Source organism: Streptomyces cavernicola, assembly GCF_029968035.1.
GTDB lineage: Bacteria > Actinomycetota > Actinomycetes > Streptomycetales > Streptomycetaceae > Streptomyces > Streptomyces cavernicola.
In genome coordinates this window covers 40,461-64,847 of sequence record NZ_JASCIQ010000045.1, presented here as the reverse complement: position 1 = coordinate 64,847, position 24,387 = coordinate 40,461, and the positions used below count along the sequence as shown (strand labels likewise).

Below are 24,387 nucleotides of genomic sequence, written 5' to 3'. Positions count from 1 at the left end.
AAGCGGCACAAGGAGAACGAGAAAGCCAACGAGGACGCCCTCCGCAAGATCATGGGCGACCGCGACGGCAACGACCCGAAACCGCCATCGAAGAGGCCGGGGAGCAACGGCGCGGCCGGCAGTAAACCGGACCTCCTCAACAAGGCGCTCAACGACCCCCGTCACCACAGCGTCGAACCGCCGAACCGGACCTGCAAAGAAGACCCGATCGACGTCGCCAGCGGCCAGATGCTGCTGGAGCAGACCGACCTCACCCTCCCCGGAATCCTGCCCCTGGTCCTGAAGCGCACCCACCTGTCGGACTACACCTACGGCACCTGGTTCGGCCGCTCCTGGGCCTCCACCCTGGACGAGCGCATCGAGGTCGACATCCGCAACAAGGCCGTCTGGGCCCGCGAGGACGGCACCCTGCTGGTCTACGACCAGCTGCCCAGCCTCCAGCAGCCCGAGACCCTGCCGGTGGAAGGCCCGCCCATCCCGCTGCGTCGGACCAGTGACTTCGGCGCCCACGACATGGAGTTCGCCGTCACCGACCCGCGCACCGGCTGGACGAAGTACTTCTCCCGCCCCCGCGGCGAGGGCTGGCAGCTCTGGCTCACGACGATCGAGGACCGACACGGCAACCAGATCGACATCCACCGCGACGACACCGGCCTGCCCCTGTCCATCACCCACAACGGCGGATACGACGTCCAGCTCACCGCCGACCGCGACCGGGGCCGCATCACCCAACTGTCGCTGCGCACCGGCCCCGACGACGCCGTACGCGTCATGGCTTACGGCTACTCCCCCGCTTCCGGCGATCTCACCGAGGTCACCAACTCCTCGGACCAGCCGCTTCGATTCGACTACGACGCCCACAGCCGAATAACCGCCTGGACCGACCGCAACAACTCCACATACCGCTACGTCCACGACGACCAAGGGCGCGTCGTCCAGACCATCGGCCCTGAGGGCTACCTATCCGGAACGTTCGCGTACGACACCGCAAACCGCACGACCCGCTGGACTGACGCCCTCGGACACACCACGATCTACCAGCTCAACGACCGCCGACAAATCGTTGTCGAAACCAATCCGCTGGGCCACACAACCCAGCGGACCTTCGACTCCCGGGACCGGCTACTGACCCACACCGACGCCCTGGGCCGCACCACCACCCAAACCTGGGACGACGACGGCAACCTTCTCGCACGGGAGCTGGCCGACGGCTCCCGGATGAGCTTCGCCTACAACGAGCTCGGCCTGCCTACCTCCACCGAGCGCCCCGATGGCACGACCACGCTCCAGGGGTACGACGCCTTCGGCAATCGCACATCGGTCACCGACCCCAGCGGTGCCACCACTCGTTTCCGCTATGACGACCGGGGCAACCTCGCCGCCGTCATCGACGCCCTGGGCGCAACGACCCGGGTGCGTTGCGACATGGCAGGCCTGCCTCTTGAGGTCGTCGGCCCCCTAGGTGCGGTGACCCGCTACGAGCGGGACGCGTTCGGCCGCCCGGTGGCGATCACGGACCCGCTGGGTACGGTGACGCGCCTGGAGTGGACGGTCGAGGGCAAGCTCGCCCGCCGCACGGCCGCGGACGGCTCGTCGGAGTCATGGACGTACGACGGCGAGGGTAACTGCCTCACCCACACGGACGCGATGGGCGCGGTCTCGCGATTCGAGTACACCCACTTCGACCAGCTGTCCGCCCGCACAGGCCCTGACGGCGTCCGCTACGAGTTCGAGTACGATGCCGAGCTCCGCCTCATCCGGGTCATCAACCCTCAGGGTTTGACGTGGAGTTACGAGTACGACGGTGCCGGACGACTGATCTCGGAGACGGACTTCGACGACCGCGTCCTGACATACGCACATGATGCAGCGGGCCAACTGGTCTCCCGAACAACGCCGATGGGCGACGTCATCCGCTTCGAGCGTGACGTCCTTGGCCGTACGGTCCGCAAGGACGCGGCGGGCGCGATCACGACGTTCGAGTACGACGCAACGGGAGGTCTGGCGCGGGCGGTGAACCCGGACGCTGTCTTGGAACTGACGCGGGACGACGCTGGGCGGCTGGTCTCGGAGACGGTCAATGGCCGGACGATGACGTTCACGCACGATGTGCTCGGTCGACGGGTGGGCCGCAAGACCCCTTCGGGAGCTGAGAGTTCGTGGCGTCACGACACTGCGGGCAACCGCACTGAGCTGGTGACGTCAGGCCGGACCATGACCTTCGAGCGCGACGCGGCAGGCCGGGAGCTCAGCAGACTCATAGGTGACTCGCTCTCCTTGACGAACTCGTTCGACGCCGTCGGCCGCCTGACGAAGCAGGCCCTTGCGGGTCCAGGTGACCGTCTGGTCCAGCAGCGTGCGTATACGTACCGTGCGGACGGCAACCTCATAGGCATCGATGACCGGCTGAGCGGCTCCCGCCGCTTCGACCTGGATGCGGCTGGCCGGGTCACGGCGGTGCACGCGGCCGGATGGACGGAGAGGTACGCCTACGACGAGGCCGGGAACCAGACTGAAGCATTGTGGCCGGAGTCAATGGCGGGCCAGGAGGCGGTGGGCTCACGTACGTACGAGGGCACACGCATCCGCACGGCGGGCTCAGTCCGCTACGAACACGACGCGGGCGGCCGCACGACCCTCCGCCAGAAGACCCGCCTCTCCCGGAAGCCGGACACATGGCGCTACACGTGGGACGCGGAGGACCGGCTGACGTCGGTGATCACGCCAGACGGGATGCAGTGGAAGTACGCCTACGACGCCATGAGTCGCCGAATATCGAAGCAACGCTTGGCAAGGGATGGTTCTGGTGCGGTAGTTGAGCAGGTCGATTTCACGTGGGACGGCACTGCGCTGTGCGAACAGACCAGCTACATGCCAGGTACGCCCGATTCGGTGACACTGACTTGGGACCACGATGGACTGCACCCGCTGGCTCAGAGTGAATGCAAAGCAGCGACCAGCCCCGCCGCCGACCAGACGGAAATCGACTCCCGCTTCTACTCAATCGTCACCGACCTAGTGGGAACACCCACTGAACTCCTCGACGAACAGGGAGATGTCGCCTGGCAGGCTCGCTCAACGCTATGGGGCGCAACGGCCTGGCGTCGCAACGCAACTGCGTACACGCCGCTGCGCTTTCCTGGCCAGTACTTCGATCCTGAGACTGGGCTGCACTACAACTACTTCCGTCACTATGACCCAGCTAGCTGCCGATACCTCAGTCGTGACCCTCTAGGCCTCGGCCCTGCTCCCAATCCAGGTGCATACGTTCACAACCCGCACACATGGACGGATCAACTTGGGCTAACCCCCTGCAGTCCAGGAACCCCCCAAGATGCGCGCCTTGCTCTTGACCGGGCGGAAGAACTCCAATCTATAAGGAATGACTACTTCATGGCGGACCGCCAGGGGACGACGGCTGTGATTGGAGTCTTCAACTCGGAAACTGGTGCCTACGTGAACCGCATCGGAATAAATGGTTCAGGGGCTATGCCGTCGAGTTGGTCGCTGCGGGAGGGAGAGGAGTTTGTCCAGGCTCCCGGCCATGCTGAGCAAGGGATCCTTGAGTCCTTGGGTCCCAACGAGCACGCGGTATTTGGCGCCGCCTCCAGGAACTTCTGCAATGACACATGTCTACCCTTGCTTGACGTGCGCGGGTTGGAGGTTGGTGGTGCCGGGATCCGGGGGCACATGCCTCAGAACTCCCCGTACACTCTCTTCTGGGCCACAAGAGATTAAGAGAGCGAGCGATCCATGGCACGGAACGTAGAAGCTTATGCTGCACTGCAGCGAGGTTCGCGTGAGTATCTCGCAGCCTTCTGTGCCGGCTGCGCAGAGCGAGCTAGCGGAATTCCCCTGCGGTTGGCGTCGAGTGAACGCCAGTCCCAATTCGCACGACTTCTCGAGTGTGGGTGGGGTTTGCTCGACGGTACGACGTCGGAAGAAGAATCCCTGCTCGCCCTCGATGAATTCGAGTCAAGCCTTGATGTGGAGAGTGGCATGGAAGAAGGGAATTCAGACTCTCCTGAGTTCTATGTCGCACAGGTGGAACTCTTGGCCGCCAATGTGATTGCCGTGTACCTTAATCCGGATCCGATGCGTGCTGAGATGTCTGGCCAGACTCTTGAAACCATTCTTTCCAGTTTCGATTTCAGGTTGTCTGGGAGTGAGGCTGAGTTCGTGCGACCGGGCGAACCGCAACCCCCTGTGGGGCCACTTCAGCGCCTGGAGCATGAATCTCAGTGGGACCTTCTGGAGAGTGCGAGATCAAGCGCGGTAAGTCTAAGCTCTGTGGGGATCAGAGAACTCCGCGCGGCCTGTGCTCCGGGTCGCGATGCGATCATCTCGGCAGTTGAACGTCTGGCTGAAGTTAACGGTTGGGACACCCATTGAGGATGGGTGACCCCAGGCCTATATGCTCGGATCCATTTGGTCATCCTTCCGGAGGAGGGGAAGGTGCTGCATAGCTTTCTTGGCTTTCCCCGAGGCTCGGTGTGCCTTCGTAGAGATGCGCTGACGCAGACAACGCCGCACGCCCCGTAACTCCCCGGTCTGCTGGAGGGCCGCTTCGAGGAGGGCGTGTTCTCGCCGGAGGCCAACGTGCGTGGATGGAGCGTGGTATGGCGCAGGCGGGCCCGGTCCTCGCCGCGTCGGACGGCCGGCTCGACGGCATCGCGCTCGGTGAGTGGATCCACGCGGGCGCGGGGGACGGTCCCGGTGTGGGAGGAGTTTCCCGGCGAGGTGCTCCACCTGGGAGCACCGGACGGCACGGCGGCCCGTTTCGTCGGCGAGTCGGACGTGGTTGGGTGAGGCTCCGACGATCAACCCGTGACGGCCTGCGCCCGCCGATGGCGCTGGTACGGCAGATGCGTCTGCCTGGTGCGCATCATCGGCGGGTGCGGGTCGTTGGTGGCTGATCGCGCAGTTCCCCGCGCCCCTTAGGGGGCACTCCCGATCACAGCCCGGAGCGGCCGGCCTTGTGCGCGAACGCGGTCCAGGTCTCCGGGCTCACGGTGAGGACTGGGCCGTCGGGGTTCTTGGAGTCGCGGATGTGGATGGCGGTGGGGTGGGTGGCGATCTCGACGCATTCAGCGCCGTGGCTGGCGCTGTAGCTGGACTTCCGCCAGTCGTAGGCGACTTCGAGGCACTGGCCGCCTTCGCTGCTGCTGTAGCTCGACTTGAACCAGTGAAGTGCGGTGCTGCTCATGTCTCTCCCAGCAAGTGGTCCAGCAGGCCCTTGGTTGCCTTGGGGGACAGGGCCTGTGACCGCAGCATTGCATATTTGCGAGCCAGGATGGACACCTCGTCAGGGTCGGAAACCCACTGGCTTCCGCGCTGGGACTCGGTGTACGCGAGGTGCTGGTGGTCCGGGGTCTCCAAGAGCGTGAAGGAGCCTGCATCGCCCGCATTTTCCTCCGCGTCCAACGGCAGGATCTGCAAGGTCACGCCAGGTAGGTCGGCCATGGTGCGCAGGTGCCTCAACTGCTCGGCACGTACAAGCGGTTCAGTGAATGCCATGCGCAGCGCAGGCTCCCACACGACGAAGCTCGCCGTGGGTGGATCCTTCCGTTGGAAGATGACTTGGCGATCGATGCGTCCCGCCACCTTCGTCGTGATCTCGTCCTCGTCGTACGCGGGCACGCGCTGTTGGAGCAATGTACGGGCGTAGTCGGAGGTCTGGAGCAGGCCCGGGATGACGAGGGCGTCGTACCAAGAAAGCGCGATCGCGTTCCGCTCCTGCTCGATGTACTCCTCCGCGAACAGCGGGAACTGGTCGATCTCCGGCATGTTCTCCACCGCGACCGCCAACGCCCCTTTCGTGTCGAGGAGTTGATCCAACGTCCTCGCCAGATCCGGCAGGAGCGGACGCCGCCCCTGCTCGATCGCCGCGATCGTGGCCTCCGCGATGACCAGGCGTTCGGCCAGGTCCGCTTGGGTCAGCCCTGCGACCTGGCGGAACAGAGCGAGGAGTCTGCCCACCATCTTCATCGCCGAAGGGTTCCTGTGCACACGGCTCCTGGGGCTCATGGTGGTCAATGTGCCCGCTCCCCCCTCGACTTCGACCTCGACTCGACCCCGACAAGAAATCTGTAGGGGTCGACGCACTGTCTCAGCGTAATCACGCTCCGCGACCCTCGTGCCGTGAACGAGAGACTCCAACTCCCCGTATTTCGTGAGAAGTTCCTTAACAGGCAGCGTCGCTCCGTGCCCGTCGCCAGGGCGTTCGCGAGGGAGGCCCTCGGGGACTGGGGGCTGGCCCCCAGAGCCGACGACGTACTGCTGTGCGTGAGCGAGCTAGCCACCAACGCCCTGCTGCACGGGGTCCCGCCGGGGCGCGGGTTCCTGGTGCGGCTCGCGTACGACGGGCACGTGCTGCGCGTCGAGCTGCACGACAGCGGGGACGGGGAGCCGCACATTCCCTGCGAGGCGCGCGACGAGGGCGGGCACGGGCTGCTGCTCGTGTCCGCCCTCGCCGACAAGTGGGGGGTGGGGGCGCGGGTCCCCGGCAAGGTCGTGTGGTGCGAGTTTCAGCGGCCGGCCCGGCCCCGCCTCACCCCGCCTTGAAGCTCCGCAGGCGCAGGCTGTTGCCGACCACGAAGACCGACGAGAAGGCCATCGCCGCGCCCGCGATCATCGGGTTGAGGAGGCCCGCCGCGGCGAGCGGCAGTGCGGCGACGTTGTAGGCGAAGGCCCAGAAGAGGTTCGACTTGATCGTGCCGAGGGTCTTGCGGGAGAGCTGGATCGCGTCCGCCGCCGCCCTCAAGTCGCCCCGTACGAGCGTGAGATCGCCCGCCTCGATCGCCGCGTCCGTGCCCGTGCCCATCGCGAGGCCCAGGTCGGCCTGGGCGAGGGCGGCCGCGTCGTTGACGCCGTCGCCGACCATCGCGACGGACCTGCCCTCGGCCTGCAGCCGCTTGACCACGTCGACCTTGTCCTGCGGGAGGACCTCCGCGATCACGTGCTCGGGTGCGATGCCGACCTCCGCCGCGACCGACTCCGCGACGGCCCGGTTGTCGCCGGTGAGCAGCATCGGGGTGAGGCCGAGGGCGCGCAGGCGGCGGATCGCCTCCGGGCTGGTCTCCTTGATCGCGTCGGCGACCTCCAGGACCGCCCGCGCCTCACCGTCCCAGGCGACCGCGATGGCCGTACGGCCCGCCGCCTCCGCGTCGGCCTTGACCCGGGCCAGCTCGGCGGGCAGCTCGATCGCCCACTCCGCCAGGAGAGCCTCGCGGCCGACCAGGACCGCGTGGCCCTCGACGATGCCCTGGACGCCGAGGCCCGCGACGTTCGCGAAGTCCTCCGGGGTCGGGAGCGTGCCCACCTGCGCAGCGGCGCCGGCCGCCACCGCCTGGGCGATGGGGTGCTCGGAGGCGTGCTCCAACGCGCCCGCGAGGCGCAGGACTTCGGCCTCGGTGACATCGGAATCGGAATCGGAATCGGAAGCGGAAGCGGTGTGCGTGGCGAGCAGCGTCATACGGCCCGTGGTCACCGTGCCGGTCTTGTCCAGGACGATCGTGTCGACGCGGCGGGTGGACTCCAGGACCTCCGGGCCCTTGATGAGGATGCCGAGCTGGGCGCCGCGGCCCGTACCGACCATGAGCGCGGTCGGCGTGGCCAGGCCCAGGGCGCAGGGGCAGGCGATGATCAGTACGGCCACCGCTGCCGTGAACGCGGCGGTGAGGCCCGAGCCGTTGCCGAGCCAGAAGCCGAGCGTGGCCACGGCGAGGGCGATGACGACCGGCACGAAGACCGCCGAGATCCTGTCGGCGAGCCGCTGCGCCGCGGCCTTCCCGTTCTGCGCGTCCTCCACCAGCTTGGCCATACGGGCGAGTTGGGTGTCCGCGCCGACACGGGTCGCGGCGACGACGAGGCGGCCGCCGGCGTTCAGGGTCGCCCCGGTCGCGCCGTCCCCGACGCCGACCTCCACGGGCACGGACTCGCCGGTCAGCATGGACGCGTCCACCGCCGAGGAGCCCTCGACGACCGTGCCGTCGGTGGCGATCTTCTCGCCGGGCCGGACCAGGAAGTGGTCGCCGACCTTCAACTCGCCGACAGGGACGAGGACTTCACGGCCGTCGCGCAGGACCGTGACCTCCTTCGCGCCGAGTTCGAGCAGTGCCTTGAGGGCTGCGCCGGCCTTCCGCTTCGAGCGCGCCTCGAAGTAGCGGCCCGCGAGGATGAACGCGGTGACGCCGGCCGCGGCCTCCAGATAGATGTTCCCCGCGCCGTCGCTGCGGGCGATGGTCAACTCGAAGGGGTGCGTCATGCCGGGCGTCCCGGCCGTACCGAAGAACAGCGCCCACAGCGACCAGAGGAACGCGGCCGACGTGCCGACCGAGATCAGCGTGTCCATGGTGGCCGCGCCGTGCTTGGCGTTGGTCCAGGCGGCCTTGTGGAAGGGCCAGGCCGCGTACGTCACGACGGGCGCGGCCAGCGTCAGGGACAGCCACTGCCAGTACTCGAACTGCAGGGCCGGGACCATCGCCATCGCGATCACCGGGACGGCGAGGAGCACGGCCGCCGTCAACCGCTGCCGCAGCGGCCGGAGTTCGTCGCCCTGCGCGCTGTCGTCGGACGGTGTTTCCCCGCGCACGGGCTCGGGGGCGGGCTCGTGCGCCGTGTACCCGGTGGCCTCGACGGTGGCGATCAGATCGCTGACCGCGACGTCCGCGGCGTAGCTGACCTTGGCCTTCTCGGTGGCGTAGTTGACGGTCGCCGCGACGCCCGGCATGCGGTTCAGCTTCTTCTCGATCCGCGCGGCGCAGGAGGCGCAGGTCATCCCGCCGATGGCGAGTTCGACCTCTGTCGAGACCTCCGCTGCGGCCTCCGCTTCGGCGGCGGTGGTGGTGCCGGGTGTGGTGGTCATGGCTCCTGAACCCTCCCTCGTAATACCCCCACGGGGTATCTATGGACGAGTCCATGTATACCCCTGGGGGGTTGTGAGCGCAAGCCCCTTCTCCCGCTTGACTTGATACCCCCCAGGGGTACGCTCGGCTTATCTTGGAGCCACGGACGCAGGGAGCGAGTCATGAACACCGCAGCCAGGATCACGGCCTTCGCAGCGGCGATCGGAGCCACGTTCGGCACCGCGTACGCGGTGGGCGGCATCGCCGACCCCGTGGTGCAGGAGGAGACGGCGAAGGAGAAGCAGGGGCACGGCGGGCACGAGGAGTCCGAGTCCGAGTCCGAGCCCAGCGCCTCCGCCGAGCAGCCGCCCGGCGGCCTCCAGGTCTCGGAGGACGGGTACAGCCTCGACCTGAAGACCCCGCGCCTGGACGCGGGCGAGAAGAGCGAGCTGAGCTTCACCGTCGAGGACGGCAGCGGCCGCAAGGTCACCGCGTACGACCGTGAGCACGGCAAGGAACTGCACCTCATCGTCGCCTCGCGCGAGCTCGACACCTACCGCCACCTGCATCCGAAGCGCGCCGCCGACGGCACCTGGTCCACCCCCGTCGACCTGCCGAAGGCCGGCGGCTACCGGGTCTTCGCCGACTTCAAGCCGAAGGGCGGCGAGGGCCTCACGCTCGGCGCGGACCTCGCGGTCGCCGGGACGTACAAGCCCGCACCGTTCCCTGAGCCGGCCGCGCGCGCCGAGCTGCCGGGCGGGTACGAGGTCACTCTCGACGGCGACCTCGCCGCGGGCCGGGCGAGCGAGCTGAAGCTGCGCGTCACGAAGGACGGCGAGCCGGTCACCGACCTGGAGCCCTACCTGGGGGCGTACGGCCACCTCGTCGCGCTGCGCTCCGGGGACCTCGCGTATCTGCACGTCCACCCGGGCGAGGGCGGGCCCGGCCCGGTCGTCCCGTTCACGGCCGAGGTGCCGAGCTCCGGCTCGTACCGGCTGTTCCTGGACTTCAAGCACGACGGCAAGGTGCGTACGGCGGACTTCACCGTGCGGGTGGGCGCGGGCGCTGGTTCGGATTCGGGATCAGGATCGGGTTCGGGTTCGGGTGAGGAGCGCGAGTCGGACGGCGGGCACGGGCACTGAGGCGGATGTCCACGCGGGGCGGGCGGGCAGCGCGTACCCTGAGATTGGACTAGACCTCTAGTCGTACGGCTCCGGTCGTACGGCAGCTGGTCGTACGGCATCGGCACCCGAGGAAACGAGGCCCCATGAGCAAGCGTGCAGCCCTGGAGGTGATCGCCCTCGACGCCCGGGACGCGGTCGCCGCCCAGGCCGGAGGTGCGGACCGCCTTGAGCTGGTCACCGACATGGCGGCGGACGGCCTCACGCCGAGCCTCGCGACCTTCGCCGAGATCCGCGCCGCCGTCGACATCTCGCTGCGCGTCATGCTGCGCGCGTCCGACGGCTTCGCGGCCGGGGACGCCGCCGCCGTCGACGCGCTGGTGCGGGACGCGCGGGCGCTGCGGGCGGAAGGGGCGGACGAGTTCGTGCTCGGGTTCCTCGACGAGGAGGGGGCGGCGGACGTCGCGGCGATCGAGCGGGTGGTGGCGGCGCTCGACGGGGCTCGGTGGACGTTCCACCGGGCGATCGACCGGGCCGCGGACCGGGACGCTCTGCGCAAGCAGCTTGCGGATCTGGAGGGGCTCGACACGTATCTGACCGCGGGGGCGGCCGGTGGGGTGGGCGAGGGGCTGCCGGTGCTGCTCGCGGAGGCGGGGCGGGCGGGGGAGTACGGGTATCGGCAGCAACTGCTGGTCGGCGGAGGGCTCGCCCTCGACCATGTCCCCCAACTGCGGGCGGTCGGCATCGACGCTTTCCATATCGGGGGTGCGGCTCGGCCCGAGGGGTGGGGGGCGGGGGTTTCGGCGGAGGCGGTGGCGTTGTGGCGGGCGGTGCTGGACGGCTAGCCGGCTTTTTCCTTCCCCACCCCGCCCCTTCCCGAAAGACTGCCGTCGGCTGCCGTTCGACTGCTGCGCCGTCGTGGCTGGTCGCGCAGTTCCCCGCGCCCCTGACGGGCCCCATCGCAGCCCCAAAATTAGCCCCTCCGGCGTTTGAGGAGCGGGGGTCCGGGGGCGGAGCCCCCGGGGCTGCTGCAAGCTTTCCGGAAGGGGCGGGGTGGGGAGCGATTAGTTCGGGAGCGGCTGACAGTCACTAGTGTCACTACCGCAACCACCAACCCGCCAACCTCCGGAGGCGTACCCGTGGCACAGCTCCTCAAAGTCCAGAACTTCACCGTCTCCAGCGACGGCTTCGGCGCCGGCGAGGGCCAGAGTCTGGAGCGGCCGTTCGGGCACGCCGATCCGAGCAGGCTGATGGCCTGGGCCGGGGCCACCGCGAGCTGGCCCAACCGGACCGAACCGGGCGGCACCCGAGGCCTCGACGACTACTTCACGCGGGACTTCAACCACAACATCGGCGCCGAGATCATGGGCCGCAACAAGTTCGGTCCGCAGCGCGGCCCGTGGGAGAACCACGACTGGCAGGGCTGGTGGGGCGACGAACCGCCGTTCCACACCCCGGTGTTCGTGCTGACCCACCATCTGCGCCCGTCGTTCACGCTCTCCGACACCACGTTCCACTTCGTCGACGACGACCCGGCCGTCGTACTGGAGAAGGCGCGCGAGGCCGCCGACGGCAAGGACGTCCGGCTCGGCGGCGGGACCGCGACGATCCGGGAGTTCCTCGACGCCGGCCTCGTCGACACCCTGCACGTGGCGGTCTCGCCGGAGAAGCTCGGCTCCGGCACCCGCCTCTGGGAGTCCCCCGAGGAGCTCACCGACCGCTACCACCTGGAGGTCGTGCCCAGCCCCAGCGGCATGACGCACCACATCTTCTGGCGGAAGTGACCCCCTGGGGTCGGCCTACGACGCCAACTGCCCCGGCAGTTCCGTCCCGTGGACCACCACGAGCCCCGACACCGCACGGGTCAGCGCCACGTACAGCCGGCGCAGGCCCGTGCGCTCGTCGGGCTCGCCGTCGACCACCGCGGACGGCTCGTCCAGGACCACGTAGTCGTACTCCAGACCCTTCGCCAGCGACGCCGGGACCAGCGTGAGGCGGGCCTCCGGGGTGGTCTCCGTGCCCGGGTCGAGATACGGCACGCCGGCCGCGTCAAGGGCCTCGGCCAGGACCGGGATGCGCGCGTCCGCAGCGATCAGGCCGATCGACCCCTCGTGGGCGAGCGACTCCACGCAGGCCGCCACGACCGCCCCCGCGAGCTCCTCACCCTCGGCCACCCGCCGCACCGCCAGCGACCCCGGCGACTCCCGTACGGACTCCACCGGCGCGAGCCCCGGTGCGATGTCGGGGAGCAGCCGGGACGCGTACGCGATCACCTCGCGCGGCACACGGAAGCCCGCCGTCAGCTCCTCCACCACCGCCTCGCCCTTGCCCAGATGCGCGAGCGCCTCGGCCCAACTCCGCGTCGCCCAGGGCGTGGTGCCCTGCGCCAGGTCGCCGAGGACCGTCGCCGAACCGGTCGTGCAGCGGCGGCCCACCGCGCGGTACTGCATGGGCGACAGGTCCTGCGCCTCGTCGAGCACCACATGCCCCAGTGAGTGCGTGCGCTCCACCAGGTCGTGCGCCTCGTCGATCAGGACCGCGTCCGCCGCCGACCACTTCGCGGACTTCACCGAGCGCGCCGGCTTCGCCCACAGCAACGCCTTCTGCTCGTCCGCGTCGAGCAGCCCGTCCGCGTGCTCGGCGAGGAACTCGGCGTCGGAGAGCAGCCGAAGCACCAGCTTCGCCGGGTCCACCGGCGGCCAGATCGCCTTCACGGCCGCCTTCACCGCCGCGTTCCGCGCCACCGCGTTCTGCACCCGGTCGTCCGGCGCCTCGCCCGCCTGCTCCATCTGTACGAGCACGGTGTGCGCGATCCGCTGCGGCAGCGCGTCGCGGGCCGCGCCGTAGCGGATGTCCCGGTCCAGCAACTCCCTGACAATTTCCTCCAGTTCGTACGCCGGAACGCGCCAGCGCCGTGAACCTCGCACCACCATCAGGGCTTCCGCCGGCATGCTCACGTGCGAGCGCACCGCTCGCCGCAGCACCTCCGCCATCCGCGCGTCGCCCTTCACGAGCGCCGCGCCCGGATCGTCCCCGCCCCGCACCTCCACATGCGCGACCAGGTCGGCGACGGTGGCCTGCTTGACCTCCAACTCGCCGAGCGCGGGCAGCACTTGCTCGATGTAGTGCAGGAACGAGGCGTTCGGTCCGATGACGAGCGTGCCCGTGCGGGCGAGCCGCTCGCGGTGCGCGTACAGCAGATACGCGACCCGGTGCAGGCCCACCGCGGTCTTGCCGGTGCCGGGACCGCCCTGCACACACACCGTGCCGCCGAGGCCGCTGCGGACGATCTCGTCCTGCTCGGGCTGGATCGTCGCGACGATGTCCCGCATCGGGCCGACGCGCGGCCGCTCGATCTCCTGCTGCAGCAACGCGCTGACCTGCGCAGCCTCGGCCGGGTCGGAGAGGTGCTCGTCCTCGTACGCGGTCAGCTCCCCGCCCGTGTACCCGAAGCGGCGGCGCAGGCCGACGTCCATCGGGTCCTTCTTCGACGCCCGGTAGAACGGCTGCGAGACCGGCGCACGCCAGTCGATCACCATCGGGTCCCCGTCGGCGTCGTGCACGTGCCGCCGCCCGATGTAGAAGCTCGACCCCTCGCCGCCCTCCGCCTCCTCGGCCCCCACCTCGTGCAGGAAGTCGAGCCGGCCGAAGAACAGCGGGGTGTGCGCGAGGTCGGCGAGCGCCTTGATCCGGTCGTCGATCTGGCTCTGCAGGACCGCCGCGTTGACCCAGTTCGCCGTCACGTCGCCGATGTCGAGGGCCTCGACGTCGGCCCGCATCGCGCGCAGCGCGGTACGGGAGGCGGTCAGGTGGTCGCGCTCGCGCGCGAGCGGATCGTCGTGGGACGCGTGGGACGCGGGGGACGCAGCGGTCACGGGGCCAGCCTCCGGCGGGAAAAGTGCTTACGCACGGTCGCGTACGTACGTGAGGAACGCCGACCGGTTTCCGTCCGGGCAGCAGCTCTCCGCGAGGGAGGCGGGGGAAAGAGGGAGTTTAGGCCAGGGCCGAGGCCGGGTGCGAACCGTTTTCGCCGCATACCGATCCCGGATCGGACACTGGAGGTATGAGCAGCGCAACCTTCACCCCAGCCCCCGGCCGGGACCCGACCCGCGGCGCCACCGCCGCGACCGGCACCCGGCACAGCCACCGCATCGGCGACGCCCTCCGCGCCGCCAAGGTCTACGTCGGCGCCGCGTTCAGCGTGGTCGTCCTCGGCGAGTACGGAGAGGAGACGGGCGTCCGCCGACGGTGACCGCGACCGCCGAAGGTGACCGTCGACCGTGACCGTCGACCCGTAGGCCTCCCAACTCCTATGTCCGGTAACGCCCTTGAACCTCCCTGCCATCCGGTCGTACCGTGCCGTTGATCGTCCCGACGTAAAGACGCCCTAACCGACAGGTAAGGTCACGCCCGTGATTCACCGGACTGTGACCCCGCGCTCACCCCGCGTCATCGCCTCCGGCGTGCTGCTGCTCGGGTCCCTCGCCGCCCTCACCGCGCTCTGCGTGCTCCTGCGCATCCCGATGGCCGACACGCTCGTGTACCGGGCGGAGGGCGCGGCCGTCGTCGGCGGCACCGACCTCTACGGCTTCACAGTCACCGAGTGGAACCTGCCCGCGACGTACCCGCCGTTCGCCGCGATCCTCTTCGTCCCCACGACCTGGCTGCCCATACCGCTGCTCAAGATCGCCTTCGTCGTGGGGAACGTGGCGCTGCTCGCGCTCCTCGTACACCTGTCGCTGAAGTTCGCCGGGTCCTCCGGGGCGCGCTCCCGGCCCTGGCTGCCGCTGGCCGCGACCGCGGTCGGAATCTGGCTCGAACCGGTCTTCCAGACCCTCCTGTTCGGGCAGATCAACCTCGCCCTCGCCTGCCTCGTCCTGTGGGACCTCAGCCGTCCCGAGGGCGCCGTCGGCAAGGGCTTCGCGCTCGGCATCGCCGCCGGCGTCAAGCTCACACCGGGCTTCTTCGTCGTCTACCTGCTGCTCATCGGACGCATCCGTACGGCCGTCACGGCGACCGCCTCGTTCATCGGCACGGTGCTGCTCGGCGTGCTTGTCCTGCCCGCCGCCAGCGTCGACTTCTGGACCCGGCGGATGTTCGAGACCGCCCGCGTCGGCAAGGTCTGGATCGTCGACAACCAGTCACTGCAAGGGTTCCTCGCGCGTGCCCTGCGCATCGAGGAGCCGGGCCTGCTGTGGGCGGCGCCCGCGGTGGCCGTCGCCGTCCTCGGCCTGTGGCTCGCCCGCCGCGCCCACCGCAACGGCCACACTCAGTGGGGCCTGCTCACGGCGGCGTTCACGGCCCTGCTCATCTCGCCGATCAGCTGGTCCCACCACTGGGTGTGGTGCGTACCGCTCGCCGCGCTGCTCCTCACCGAACGCCGCCTGTACCTCGCCGCGTTCGTGACGCTCCTGTTCACCGCCCGCACCCAGTGGCTCCTGCCCCACGACGGCGACCTGGACCTCCAATACCCGTGGTGGCAACAGCCGTTGGCGTCCCCGTACCCCCTCTTCGGCCTCGCACTGCTGGCATACGTGGGGCTGCGAACGGGCCGAAGCCGCAGGGTCTCGGTACCGCCCCAGCGTGCAACTGCAGCCGACCCAAACCCAGCCCGTCTGGGGGCACCTCCCGGCCGAAGGCTGGGGGAGTTTGAGGACGAGCCCGAAGGGCGATCGAGCCAGCCACGTCCGACGGCGAACTAACGGCCGACCTGAGCCTCAGCCCGCCAGGATGTCGTCCGCGTCCGCAATCCGATACGCATACCCCTGCTCCGCCAGGAACCGCTGCCGATGCGCCGCGAAGTCCTGGTCGATGGTGTCCCGCGCCACCACGGAGTAGAACCGCGCCTCGTGCCCGTCGGCCTTCGGCCGCAGCACCCGGCCGAGCCGCTGCGCCTCCTCCTGGCGGGAGCCGAACGTGCCGGACACCTGGATCGCGACCGTCGCCTCGGGCAGGTCGATGGAGAAGTTCGCGACCTTGGACACGACGAGCACGGAGATCTCGCCCTCCCGGAACTGGTCGAAGAGCTTCTCCCGCACCGCGTTGGACGTCTCGCCCTTGATGACGGGCGCGCCCAGATGCTCGCCGAGCTCGTCGAGCTGGTCGATGTACTGCCCGATGACGAGGGTCTGCTGCCCCTGGTGCTTGCGTACGAGCGCCTCGGTGACCCTGCGCTTCGTGGCCGTGGTCGCGCAGAAGCGGTACTTCTCCTCGGCCTCGGCGGTGGCGTACGCGAGCCGCTCCGAGTCCGTGAGGTTGACCCGCACCTCCACGCAGTCGGCGGGCGCGATGTACCCCTGCGCCTCGATCTCCTTCCACGGGGCGTCGAACCGCTTCGGGCCGATCAGCGAGAACACGTCGGACTCCCGCCCGTCCTCGCGTACGAGCGTCGCGGTCAGGCCGAGCCGACGGCGCGCCTGCAGGTCGGCGGTGAACTTGAAGACCGGCGCGGGCAGCAGGTGCACCTCGTCGTAGACGACCAGGCCCCAGTCCCGCGAGTCGAAGAGTTCGAGGTGCGGATAGACGCCCTTACGCCGCGTCGTCAGCACCTGGTACGTGGCGATGGTGACCGGGCGGATCTCCTTCTTCGTACCGGAGTACTCGCCGATCTCGTCCTCGGTCAGGGAGGTCCGCTTCACCAGCTCGTGCTTCCACTGCCGGGCGGACACGGTGTTGGTGACGAGGATCAGCGTCGTCGCCTTCGCCTCGGCCATCGCCCCCGCGCCGACGAGCGTCTTGCCCGCGCCGCAAGGGAGCACGACCACCCCTGACCCGCCGTGCCAGAAGTTCTCCACGGCCTGCTTTTGGTACGGGCGCAGCGACCAGCCGTCCTCGGCGAGGTCGATGGAGTGCGCCTCGCCGTCCACGTACCCGGCGAGGTCCTCGGCCGGCCAGCCCAGCTTCAGCAGCGTCTGCTTGATCTGGCCGCGCTCGGACGGGTGAACGACCACACTGTCCGGGTCGATCCGGGCGCCGACGAGCGGGGTGATCCGCTTCGACTTCAGCACCTCTTCGAGCACCGGCCGGTCGGTGGTCGTCAGGACCAGGCCGTGCGCGGGGTGCTTGCTGAGGGTGAGCCGTCCGTACCGGTCCATCGTCTCGGCGATGTCGACGAGCAGCGCGTGCGGCACCGGGTACCGCGAGAACTCCACGAGCGCGTCGACGACCTGCTCGGCATCGTGCCCGGCCGCCCGCGCGTTCCACAGTCCGAGCGGCGTCAGCCGGTACGTGTGGATGTGCTCGGGCGCCCGCTCCAGCTCGGCGAACGGCGCGATGGCGCGACGGCAGGCGTCGGCCAGCTCGTGATCGACCTCAAGGAGGAGAGTCTTGTCCGACTGGACGATCAAGCAGGACACACATACCTCCGGGGATAGGATCGTCTTGTGACAGACACCACACCTGCACCTGCCACGGCTCGGGCTATGCCCCGCGCCCGTCGAGCGAAGGGCGTGGCCGCAAGTGCGCCAGGACTGCGCGCCGCCATCTACGTCCGCCTTTCACGCGAAACAGAAGAGTCTACGTCGCCCGAGCGGCAGCGCGCCGCCTGTGAGGCTCTGTGCAAGGCCCGGGGCTGGAAGGTCGTTGCCGCCGAGGAGGACATCGACATTTCAGGGTACTCGCGCGGCCTGGACCGCCCCGGGCTCCAGAGGGTCCTCTCCCGGCTCGCCGAGTTCGACGTGATCGTGTTCTTCAAGATCGACCGTCTCGCCCGGTCCACGGTCGACTTCGCCGAGATCATGAAGATCACGCAGAACGAAGGCGTCGCGCTGGCGTCCGCGAGTGAGCCGCTGGACCTGACGTCGTCCATGGGGCGGGCCATGGCGAAGGTCATCGCGGTCTTCGCGGAGCTGGAGTCGGACACCATCGGCATGCGGGTCTCCAGCGCCCACGAGCACCTGCGGCGGGAAGGCCGTTGGACGGGCGGCCGGGTTCCGTACGGCTACCAGGTGGCGGACAACCCGGAAGGCCCGGGGCGGATTCTGGTGGTCAATCCTGGGGAGGCCAAGACCGTCCACGCGATCGTGGAGCGGGTCCTCAACAAGGACTCGCTGATGAAGATCGCGACAGACCTCAGCAAGTCCGACGTGCCCTCACCGGGTCACGCGTCCCGCCAGACCAACGGCAGGCGCAGCGGCTCGAAGCAGTGGTACACGACCACCCTCAAGAGCCTGCTCACCAATCCCCACCTGCTCGGCCAGGTCATCGAGGACGGCAAGCCGATCCTGCGTACGGACGGGCTGCCGCTCGTCACACGTCCGCCGATCCTGGACATGGACACCTGGCACGCGTTGCAGGACGAGCTGGGACGGCGTGCGGGGGCAGGGGAGCAGCGCCGCCACGGAACGGCGCTGCTGCGCGGCGTCCTGTACTGCGGGGTGTGCGGCTCGCGCATGTACACGTTCACGGCGAAGGGCCGGCTCCGGTACCGCTGCATCGGGCGCCTGAAGCATCGGCAGCGCCTGGGCGAGGTCAGCACGTGCTACGGGCCGTCGGTGCCCGCCGAACACACCGAGGACCACGTCACCGAATTGTTCCTGGAGAAGTTCGGCGCGCTCGAAGTCGTACGCATGGTGGAGCGTGCGGGGGAGGACTTCCGCCCGCAGATCCGGCAGGCGGAGGAGGCACTCGGCGACCTGGAGAAGGACAGGTACGAACGGGGCCTGTTCAAGGGCGAGGACGGCGCGAGGCGCTACGCGGAGCAGTACACGAAGTTGGAGGACCGCGTGGCCTCGCTGAAGCAGAAGCAGAGCGAGGCCAAGCCTGCGGGCGTCGAGGAGGTGCGCACAGGCCAGAGCTTCGCGGACCTGTGGAAGGCCGCGAGCGTGGAGGGCAAGCGGGACATCCTGCTGGAGGCCGGTGCGTATGTGGAGGTCGCTCCCGCGAAGCGAGGCGGGCGCAGGATGGACACGTCTCGTCTCACGGTCGTCTTCGGTGAGGACGGGAAGCTCCGGCGTGCGGACGCGGACGGACAGGACGTGGCGAAGGTTGCTGCTGAACTGAGCGCGGCCACGGACGGGGACGACTGACCAACCCGCCTGTCGGCGGCGCCTGTTGGGGCCCGTTCCTCTTCGGAGGGGCGGGCCTTTTCCGTACCCACCCTGAAGGTGGGCAGCGCGTCGGGCGGCAAGCAAGGTTACGGGACGGTCGAGAGCAGCTCCCGGTTCGTCACTGCGTCACCCTGTCCCGTCGCCCCTTCGCACCTCGTGGCGGTCACGTTCGGTGAGCATCCAGGAGGAGTCGCGATGGCCGGGCCCTTCTCTCCGAGACCGGGCTACCGGCGCAAGCGCACAGGAACCGGTCACGACAGAGCGTCGGATGTGTGGACGCCCTGAAGGAGGCGCGCCCCGCTGGGGCCAACCTGGCGGAGCGTCATACGACCCAACCCGTCTGACAGTGCCCTGACCTGCACAGATGACGAACTGACGGTTTGAGGGTGAGTTCAGGTTTCCTAATAGAAAGTCTTAAGGGAAACGAGAAACGGGGTCTGTTTCGTCATTCCGTCAGGCCCGCCCGGCGGAACACGCACCGTGGCCGTGGAGCAGGCAGGCCGGGAACCCGCTGCGCTCAAGTTCCCCGTGGAGGGGGGCACCCCAGGACACATGGAGACCTGAAGCGTCCAGGCGTCCATCCGCCCGCGCCCCCGCTGACAACCACCCACCGACTCTCAAGGCCCGTTCTCTGGCGGGCCTTTCGCATGCCAGGAGGGCACCCCACATGGACTACTTGGACGACGCGGGGATCGTGCCGCCCACGCTGTACGAGGCGCTAGCCCGTAGGGCTGAACAGGAGTACGGCGTGCCGCTGATCGCGGACGGCAGACAACCCCGCTACGACCCCGTGGCGCAAGACGACGCCCTGGCGCATGTTGCCTGGACCTGCGTCGTCGACGACAGTGCGGCGGAGATACGTGACGACCACCGGGCGGTGTCGGCGCGTGGTGACGACCTGCACGGGAGTGCCTTCCACTCGCTCAGAGGTACCGCCCCGAACCCCGCTGAGGGCAAGAACGCGGGGGAGATCCGGCGGGCGGGCAGACGCCTGGACTTCGCCCAGCCCTACCCCGAGGTGACCGTGTCCCGCATGGACCCGAGCTTGCAGGCGGCCTTGCTGCGCCAGCGTGAGGAGCAGGTGCGCAGCGACCCCGATCCGTACGCGTACGAGACCGCAGCCGGCACCGTGACCATCGCCGGAGGCATCAAGCACTACACGGCCAACTGCCTGGAATGCGGGAGGGAGTTCACCGCCCGGCGCCCCGCTTCCCAGAAACGGAAGTGGCCGACCGTGTGCGACGGCTGCAAGACCGAGCGCACCCGCCGCCTGGCCGCCGAGCGGGCCCGCCGCTACCGCCAGCGCAACCGCTCCCAGGCCCAGGCCGCGTAACGCCGTACCGACAGGGGTGGAGCGGGAGTTACCGCCGGACCTGCTGGCGGGTCGCTCCACCCGCACCCGATGGGAGCCCGATGGACGCGCACGAGACCCGCGACCGCCTCAACCTCACCCGCCGCTACATCGCGGCCCTGTCCGACCTGGTGTGGTCGGCCGCCGCAACCGGCAACACCACGACACAGGGCTACTACTCCGCCCAGCGCAAGGAAGCCTCCCGGGACCTCAAGGCCCGCGTGATCGCTGCCGTGCGCGACCGGGTGCTCACCTCGCACGAGGGGGACCGCGCACTGTCCCCGATCAGCAGCCTGGAGGACGCCCTTGTCTTCACCGACTGAGCCCGCGAAGGGGCCTGGGAACACTCCGCCAGCCCCGCAGGGTGACGGACCTGCGCAGGAGCCGGAGCCCGCGCCCACGGTGGTTGAACTCATGGCCCGAATCGCTGAGTTGGAGCAGGAACAGGACGACAAGGCCCGCCAGGAGTTCACCTCCTACCTGGCGCACAAGTACAACCTGCCCCCAGCTCTGGCGGCCCGTATCACCGGAGCCACCGACGAGGAGCGGGAAGTGGACGCCAAAGCGCTGGCGCAGGCGTACCACGACGGCCGCCCCTCCGCCTTCCCCAGGAGCCGCCCTGGAGGCGGTCTGTCGCCCTACGAGAAGCCCCGCACCGCAACGTGGGCACGAGCCTTCGAGCGGGCCAGAGAGGGCCAGCGCCGGGGCAGCGGAGTCACGTTCATCACCAACCCCACGGGCCGATACGAGAGTTAGGACTCCATACACGTGAGCATGCGCACCACCAGCCCCGGCGCCGGAGGGTTCGCCCCGGACGACTACGCCAGCCTGATAGTCCAGCCCGTTCAGGACGAGGCGGTCGCCTTCCAGGTCGCCACCCAGATCACGACCGACGCCACCCGCACCCACCTGCCCATCGTCAAGGAGGACGCCGGGGCCGGCTGGGTCCATGAGGGCGACGAGATCCCGGTGGAGGACGCCACTCTCGGGGAAGAGATCGTCACTCCTGCCAAGGTCGCCGGACTTACCGTCGTCTCCTCGGAGTTGGCGGAGGACTCCAACCCCCAGGCGCAACAAATCGTCGGCCAGGGCCTGGCCCGCTCCATCGCCCGCCAGGTCGACGCCGCCTTCTTCGGTACTCTGCCCCACCCCGCACCGCCCGGTCTGGAGTCCGTGCCGGGCGTGACCACCGTCGCGGCGGGCAAGAAGTGGACCAACCTCGACCCGTTCCTGGACGCCATCGCCAAGGCCGAAACCGTCGGCGCAACGCTGACCAGCTTCACCGCCCACCCCGCCGACGCCCTGGCCCTGGCCCAGCTCAAGGAACAGACCGGCAGCAGCAAGCCGCTACTCGGCTCCGACCCCACCGCACCCACCCGCCGCGTCATCGCAGGCGTCCCGCTCTATGTCTCCCCGGCCGTCACCCCGGGCACTGTGTGGGGCCTGCCCAAGGACCGCGTCTTCATCGTCCTGCGCCGTGACGCGAAGGTGGACCTCAGCTCCGACGCGTACTTCAACAGCGACCAGATCGCCGTACGCGGCACCATGCGCATCGGCTACGGCCACCCGCACCCGGCAGCCATCACGAAGGTGACGCTCACCGCGTAAGGCCGCTCATGGTGCAGGAGATCCCGCAATATGGCCTGACCTGGGGGTACACCCCCTTCACCCGTCACGCCGGACCGCAAGCGTATAGCGGCTCGGATCATGTACGGGTTCCAAGGGCGTGAAGGGCGGCGGGGGCGCTGACGTTGGCGCCCCCATCCGCTGGCGTCATCCCTTGGCTGACTTAGACGCTTGCCTAATCGCCTCCGCCGCGAACCTCCTCTCGGAGTTCACGGACCGACCGCACGGCCTTCTTTGCCTTGCGACAGATAGACGGAACCTGGTCTAGAGCGTGTCCTGCAACCCATGTGGCGCCGCTGAGAGCCCCCACGATGGCCGCCGCCCACCCGACGGTCTCCATGTGCCCGACAGTCCTTCCTGGTTGGAATGGTCGGGCTAAGCAAAAAGGGCGCGCTCGGCCCGACCACATAACAGTGGCCGTAACCGAGAGACGCCCTCGACGGCCGCGTGCGGCCGTGATCGGCCGTCGCGCGGAGTACGAATCTCGAAGATTGAGTTATGGCCCTTTCGGGCCTTATGCGTTAAGGAGCCCTGCATCGGTCCCCGTCGCGGTTCCGTTAGCAGGTCTTCAGTCTCCCGCAACAATTATAACGAGTCGTCAGCCTGAGGCAAGCGCACCGCAGATGAACCTGGTTGGGGCGCAGCGGCGGTGGGGCCAGCGGTCTGGGCTGAAGCGCGAGCCTGAGCTTCGATCAGCCCACAGGGAGATGGCGCATGTCGGGCCCTGCCCCGAAGCGCAGCGACCGGCGCCGACGGCGCTACGAGATCGACGGACCGGAGCCGGTGAAGGCTCGGGCATCTTGAAGAACAACGGGGGCTCCGATTCAAGAACTCTTCACGTCCCGGGGCCTTGGGCCCGCACCCGCGCCGCCTGGAGCGGTGCCGGGGTGCATCGGTTTTCGATCCTGCGCAGTGACCTGGGTCCGTGGCGCGAACGACGCCGGGCTTGGAAGGACTTGGGTCTTGAGAGCCAGCGTGGCCGGGAGCAGGTCCGCACCTACGCGGCCCCTGGTACCTTCGGCGCCGACATGCTCCAGGGGGTGACGGCTTGGCGCTCTGACAGCCCCCGGGCCACCAACGCAGGGCGGTGCGGGGGTTTTCGCGTGTCCGGAACTGCTGCCGGGCATACGCTTGTCGTGAGGTGAGCGCTGATGTCCCCAGGGTTGGCAGACAACATCCGGAAGTACCGGCGCACGGCCGGACTGAGCCAAGAGGGGTTGGCCGAATCGGCTGACCTGTCGCTAAGTACCGTCCGCAAGGTCGAACAGGGCGGGGATGTGCGGGTTGAGACCCTCCACGCTCTCGCCCGCGCGCTGGGTGTCTCCACGTCCGCTCTGTTCGCAACCGAGGCGCCTCGGTCCGTCGTTGGCCCCCAGGATGACGCCAACCGGCGTCACCTCGTGGAGCTTCGGCGTGCGCTCATGCCGCCGATCGGGCTGGCCGCACCCCTGACGGCGGAGCCGGCTGAACCCGGGGGACTAGACGCGACGCGGCAGAAGGTACGGGACGCTCGGGCCCTGTACGACCAGGACCGTTATTCATCCGTCGCCAAGATGCTGCCCCCGCTGCTGCGCTCATCCGAGGCCGCCGTGAACGCCCTTGAGGGCGAGGAGCAGCAACACGCAGCGGTCGCACGCGCTCAAGTCCTGTTGATGACAGGTCAGTTCCTCACCCAGGTGAGGCAGTACGACATGGCTTACTACGCGCTGGCGGAAGCGATCCGGGTTGCGCGGGAGAACGGGCAGACGCTCACGGCAGCCACCGGCGTCGTGGGCATGTGCTGGCTGTTGCTGCGCCAGGACCGGTTCGACGAGTGCGAGCAGCTTGCGGCGCAGACGGCCGTCGAGATCGAGCCCCGGTTCTCTGAGGCCTCCACCCAACACCTGGCCGTGTGGGGTGAGTTGTGGCTCCGGGTGGCGGCGTCCAGTGTGCGCAACAACCGTCCGGACGTAGCGGCCGAGGCCCGACGGATGGCCGCGACCGCAGCGAGTGCGATGGCCCGGGAAGACAGAGGGTTCCCGGACCACTGGGGCGGGTTCGGCCCGGCCACAGTGGAGATGAAGGCCATTGAAGACCTGTCGCTGGACGGAGACGCGCGCGGCGTGCTGCGGCGCGCCGATGAGGGCCCTGTGGGCGCGAGCGGCCTGCGCAGCCTGGGCGGTGTCACCCCGAACAACTGGAATCGTCACCGCCTGGACGTGGCCAAGGCGTACGTGTCGAGCGGTGAGCACCAGGAGGCCATGGGTGAGCTGATGCAGATCCGGCAACGCGCAGAGGGTTGGATCACGCATCAGCCCATGGCCCGGTACGTCATGGCCGACATCCTCAAGACCCGCAAGCGCACTCTGACGGAAGAGATGCGCAGCATGGCGGCTCATCTTGGCATCGCGGGATAG

18 protein-coding genes and 1 pseudogene are annotated in these 24,387 nt (G+C 68.9%); 14 read left to right on the top strand and 5 right to left on the bottom strand.

Annotated features, from left to right (window positions below):
- Positions 1–213 precede the first annotated feature (213 nt).
- Positions 214–3,738, top strand: a pseudogene (locus QIS96_RS32025) (RHS repeat-associated core domain-containing protein); the annotation flags it as partial.
- 180 nt (positions 3,739–3,918) lie between these two features.
- The gene (locus QIS96_RS32020) at positions 3,919–4,392 is read left to right on the top strand and encodes a hypothetical protein (RefSeq protein ID WP_282546341.1); all 474 of its coding nucleotides are present in this window, start codon (positions 3,919–3,921) and stop codon (positions 4,390–4,392) included.
- Positions 4,393–4,954: 562 nt separating this feature from the next.
- On the opposite strand, the gene QIS96_RS32015 is transcribed toward QIS96_RS32020, so the two are convergent.
- Both QIS96_RS32015 and QIS96_RS32010 read right to left on the bottom strand, forming a co-directional pair.
- Positions 4,955–5,206, bottom strand: coding sequence for a DUF397 domain-containing protein (locus tag QIS96_RS32015; RefSeq protein WP_282546340.1), 252 nt, complete (start codon positions 5,204–5,206; stop codon positions 4,955–4,957).
- Positions 5,203–5,988: a helix-turn-helix domain-containing protein gene (locus tag QIS96_RS32010; protein ID WP_282546339.1), complete on the bottom strand. Its 786-nt coding sequence runs from the start codon at positions 5,986–5,988 to the stop codon at positions 5,203–5,205. The genes QIS96_RS32015 and QIS96_RS32010 overlap by 4 nt, the downstream gene beginning before the upstream one ends.
- A gap of 153 nt (positions 5,989–6,141) precedes the next feature.
- Between QIS96_RS32010 and QIS96_RS32005 the strand changes: the two genes are divergently transcribed.
- Entirely contained in the window at positions 6,142–6,564 is a 423-nt protein-coding gene (locus tag QIS96_RS32005) for an ATP-binding protein (RefSeq protein WP_282546338.1), read from the top strand.
- Here the strand turns inward: QIS96_RS32005 and QIS96_RS32000 are convergent.
- Positions 6,551–8,866, bottom strand: a complete 2,316-nt coding sequence (locus QIS96_RS32000) for a heavy metal translocating P-type ATPase (protein ID WP_282546337.1) — start codon at positions 8,864–8,866, stop codon at positions 6,551–6,553. The two genes, QIS96_RS32005 and QIS96_RS32000, sit on opposite strands and share 14 nt — an antisense overlap.
- Positions 8,867–9,028: 162 nt before the next feature.
- Between QIS96_RS32000 and QIS96_RS31995 the strand changes: the two genes are divergently transcribed.
- The 3 genes from QIS96_RS31995 to QIS96_RS31985 all read left to right on the top strand — a co-directional run bounded on the left by QIS96_RS31995 (position 9,029) and on the right by QIS96_RS31985 (position 11,751).
- Positions 9,029–9,988, top strand: coding sequence for a hypothetical protein (locus QIS96_RS31995; RefSeq protein ID WP_282546336.1), 960 nt, complete (start codon positions 9,029–9,031; stop codon positions 9,986–9,988).
- 125 nt (positions 9,989–10,113) lie between these two features.
- A complete protein-coding gene (locus QIS96_RS31990; protein ID WP_282546335.1) occupies positions 10,114–10,812 on the top strand; it encodes a copper homeostasis protein CutC in 699 nt (232 codons plus the stop codon).
- A 294-nt stretch (positions 10,813–11,106) separates the two neighbouring features.
- The gene (locus tag QIS96_RS31985) at positions 11,107–11,751 is read left to right on the top strand and encodes a dihydrofolate reductase family protein (protein ID WP_282546334.1); all 645 of its coding nucleotides are present in this window, start codon (positions 11,107–11,109) and stop codon (positions 11,749–11,751) included.
- 15 nt (positions 11,752–11,766) lie between these two features.
- Here the strand turns inward: QIS96_RS31985 and QIS96_RS31980 are convergent, their stop codons facing one another.
- Positions 11,767–13,842 carry a HelD family protein gene (locus QIS96_RS31980; protein WP_282546333.1) on the bottom strand — a complete coding sequence of 692 codons (2,076 nt, stop codon included), beginning with the start codon at positions 13,840–13,842 and terminating at the stop codon, positions 11,767–11,769.
- A gap of 188 nt (positions 13,843–14,030) precedes the next feature.
- Here QIS96_RS31980 and QIS96_RS31975 point away from each other — a divergent pair, with 188 nt between their 5' ends.
- Together QIS96_RS31975 and QIS96_RS31970 are read left to right on the top strand one after the other, a co-directional pair.
- Positions 14,031–14,219, top strand: coding sequence for a hypothetical protein (locus QIS96_RS31975; protein ID WP_282546332.1), 189 nt, complete (start codon positions 14,031–14,033; stop codon positions 14,217–14,219).
- Positions 14,220–14,379: 160 nt separating this feature from the next.
- Complete coding sequence (locus QIS96_RS31970) at positions 14,380–15,669, top strand: glycosyltransferase 87 family protein (protein WP_408907290.1); 1,290 nt, start codon at positions 14,380–14,382, stop codon at positions 15,667–15,669.
- A gap of 15 nt (positions 15,670–15,684) precedes the next feature.
- Here QIS96_RS31970 and QIS96_RS31965 read toward each other — a convergent pair whose 3' ends face one another.
- Entirely contained in the window at positions 15,685–17,322 is a 1,638-nt protein-coding gene (locus QIS96_RS31965) for a DNA repair helicase XPB (RefSeq protein WP_282546331.1), read from the bottom strand.
- Positions 17,323–17,415: 93 nt separating this feature from the next.
- On the opposite strand from QIS96_RS31965, the gene QIS96_RS31960 reads away from it, so the two are divergent.
- From QIS96_RS31960 to QIS96_RS31935, 6 genes are all read left to right on the top strand, one after another.
- Positions 17,416–18,993, top strand: coding sequence for a recombinase family protein (locus QIS96_RS31960; protein ID WP_282546330.1), 1,578 nt, complete (start codon positions 17,416–17,418; stop codon positions 18,991–18,993).
- Between the two features lie 688 nt (positions 18,994–19,681).
- Positions 19,682–20,347, top strand: coding sequence for a hypothetical protein (locus tag QIS96_RS31955; RefSeq protein WP_282546329.1), 666 nt, complete (start codon positions 19,682–19,684; stop codon positions 20,345–20,347).
- 80 nt (positions 20,348–20,427) lie between these two features.
- Positions 20,428–20,688 (top strand): hypothetical protein, encoded by a 261-nt coding sequence (locus tag QIS96_RS31950; protein WP_282546328.1) that lies wholly within the window; start codon positions 20,428–20,430, stop codon positions 20,686–20,688.
- 91 nt (positions 20,689–20,779) lie between these two features.
- Positions 20,780–21,121 (top strand): hypothetical protein, encoded by a 342-nt coding sequence (locus tag QIS96_RS31945; RefSeq protein ID WP_282546327.1) that lies wholly within the window; start codon positions 20,780–20,782, stop codon positions 21,119–21,121.
- 18 nt (positions 21,122–21,139) lie between these two features.
- Positions 21,140–21,973, top strand: coding sequence for a phage major capsid protein (locus tag QIS96_RS31940; protein ID WP_282546326.1), 834 nt, complete (start codon positions 21,140–21,142; stop codon positions 21,971–21,973).
- 1,181 nt (positions 21,974–23,154) lie between these two features.
- Complete coding sequence (locus tag QIS96_RS31935; RefSeq protein WP_349017431.1) at positions 23,155–24,387, top strand: helix-turn-helix domain-containing protein; 1,233 nt, start codon at positions 23,155–23,157, stop codon at positions 24,385–24,387.